Consider the following 403-nt stretch of genomic DNA (forward strand, 5'->3'; position numbering starts at 1 on the left):
CGCCTTCATGCCGGCCTCGGCGTCCTTGGCCCGGTAGATTGCCCTGAGCGCCGGCACGACGGCTTTACGATCCTTCCACGACACGAACTCGAGGGAATGGCGGATCAGGTGTACGATGCAGGTCTGCGCGACCGTCTGTGGAAAGACTGCGTTGATGGCCTCGGGGAAGCCCTTCAGGCCATCAACGACGGCGATCAGGATGTCGCCGACGCCCCGGTTCTTCAGTTCGTTCATCACGCGCAGCCAGAATGTGAATCGGCGTGCAAAATTGGACGCCGATTGGAGTGCGCCCCTGAGGGTGGACAGATCGGGATGTGTGGATTGACCAGCCTTCCGGGTTTTCGGAGAGAGAACCCATGGCAAAGCACCGCAGTCACAGCATCGAGTTCAAACGCCAGGTCGC

At 60.8% G+C, this 403-nt stretch carries 1 pseudogene; it reads right to left on the bottom strand.

Annotation, left to right across the window (positions count from 1 at the left end):
* A pseudogene (locus O7A70_RS34085) lies at positions 1-249 on the bottom strand (transposase); the annotation flags it as partial.
* Positions 250-403: the final 154 nt, after the last annotated feature.

Source organism: Mesorhizobium sp. Cs1299R1N1, assembly GCF_037179655.1.
GTDB classification, from domain to species: Bacteria; Pseudomonadota; Alphaproteobacteria; order Rhizobiales; family Rhizobiaceae; genus Mesorhizobium; species Mesorhizobium salmacidum.